This window comes from Mesorhizobium sp. M5C.F.Ca.IN.020.29.1.1, from assembly GCF_003997375.1.
GTDB lineage: Bacteria > Pseudomonadota > Alphaproteobacteria > Rhizobiales > Rhizobiaceae > Mesorhizobium > Mesorhizobium wenxiniae.
In genome coordinates this window covers 1-1,435 of record NZ_RZSW01000943.1, presented here as the reverse complement: position 1 = coordinate 1,435, position 1,435 = coordinate 1, and the positions used below count along the sequence as shown (strand labels likewise).

3 protein-coding genes and 1 pseudogene are annotated in these 1,435 nt (G+C 62.0%); all 4 read left to right on the top strand.

The window, feature by feature from the left end; translation table 11 throughout:
• A pseudogene (locus EOA85_RS35220) lies at positions 1-292 on the top strand (metal-dependent hydrolase); the annotation flags it as partial.
• A 144-nt stretch (positions 293-436) separates the two neighbouring features.
• Positions 437-724: an Asp-tRNA(Asn)/Glu-tRNA(Gln) amidotransferase subunit GatC gene (gene gatC / locus EOA85_RS35215; RefSeq protein WP_095520408.1), complete on the top strand. Its 288-nt coding sequence runs from the start codon at positions 437-439 to the stop codon at positions 722-724.
• 7 nt (positions 725-731) lie between these two features.
• Entirely contained in the window at positions 732-1,190 is a 459-nt protein-coding gene (locus EOA85_RS35210; protein WP_127212724.1) for a GNAT family N-acetyltransferase, read from the top strand.
• Positions 1,190-1,435 (top strand): amidase family protein (locus EOA85_RS35205; protein WP_245486351.1); only part of this gene is annotated, 246 nt, incomplete at its 3' end. The genes EOA85_RS35210 and EOA85_RS35205, both read left to right, overlap by 1 nt.

The following is a 1,435-nucleotide window of genomic DNA, read 5'->3' as shown; positions in this document are numbered from 1 at the left end:
AGACAAGACGCTCTATCACATGGGCGACACCGACATCTTTTCCGACATGGCGCTGATCAACGAATTGCATGAACCGAAGATCGGTATCGTGCCGATTGGCGACCGCTTCACCATGGGTGGCGCGGTGGCAGCCCTTGCCTGCCGACGCTTCTTTCAGTTTGAGACGGTCATCCCCAGTCACTTCGGCACGTTCCCGATCATCGACCAGACCGCCGACAAGTTTGTCGCAGGGTTGGAGGGATCCGGCGTGAAGGTGGCGTTGCCGGAGATCGGTGGGACGATTGCGTTGTAGAGAATGCCCAAGGCGGCAGCTATCTCAGCTGCGACAGCGTGGCCTGCCACAGACCTTCTGGGCCGGTTCTCAGCACGATGCATGTTGCGCGGCACGCGCCGCGCCGCTATAGCGCGGACTGGTTTTCCAGAGGCACAAACAACCATGTCCGTTGATCTTCAGACTGTGAAGCGCGTCGCGCGTCTCGCCCGTATTGCGGTGAGCGAGGAGGATGCCGAGCGCATGACGGGCGAGTTGAACGCCATTCTGGGCTTTGTCGAGCAATTGAACGAGGTCGATGTCTCCGGCGTCGAGCCGATGACTTCGGTGATCCCGATGGAGATGAAAAAGCGCCCGGACGTCGTCACCGACGGCAGCAAGGCGGCCGACATCGTCGCCAACGCACCGGCCACCGAAGAGAATTTCTTCCTCGTTCCGAAGGTGGTGGAGTAGCGGGCCGATGGCAATCGAGATCGCCATCGAGACGCCGCTGCAGGACGATGTGCGCGGGCTGGTTAAGGAGCTCAACGCCACGCTGCTGCAACTGACGCCGCCGGAGCACTGCTATCACATGACCGTCGAACAGATGGCCGACAACGACACAACTGTCTTCATCGCTCGCGACAACGGCCTTGCCGTCGGTTGCGGCGCGCTGAAGCGCCACGATGGCACCGTCGGCGAGGTCAAGCGCATGTACACGCGGCCGTCGCATCGTGGACAGAAGATCGGCGCCAGGATCGTCGAGCGGATCGAAGCGCTGGCGCGCAATGAAGGGCTGAAGCGTTTGGTGCTGGAAACCGGCGACCGCCATCCGGCAGCGTGGACCGTCTATGAAGCCGCCGGATTTTCGCGCTGCGGCCCGGTGCTGGACTATCCCGATACCGAGTGGTCGGTGTTTTACGAAAAGAGCCTTGCCTGATGAGCGACCTGACCCACCTGACGATTTCGCAGGCCCGCACCAAGCTGCGCGCCAAGGAAATCACCGCAACCGAGATCACCGAAGCCTATCTCCAGGCGATCGAGCGGGCCAATCCGACGCTCAACGCCTATGTCGTCGTTACCGACGACAAGGCGCGCGACATGGCCAAGGCCTCGGACGCGAAGCTGGCGAAGGGCGAGGGCGGGACGCTCGAAGGCATACCGCTCGGGATCAAGGACCTGTTC

Coding starts and splice junctions, on each gene's coding strand:
- gatC (WP_095520408.1), top strand. CDS start 437: ATGTCCGTTGATCTTCAGACTGTGAAGCGCGTCGCGCGTCTCGCCCGT.
- EOA85_RS35210 (WP_127212724.1), top strand. CDS start 732: ATGGCAATCGAGATCGCCATCGAGACGCCGCTGCAGGACGATGTGCGC.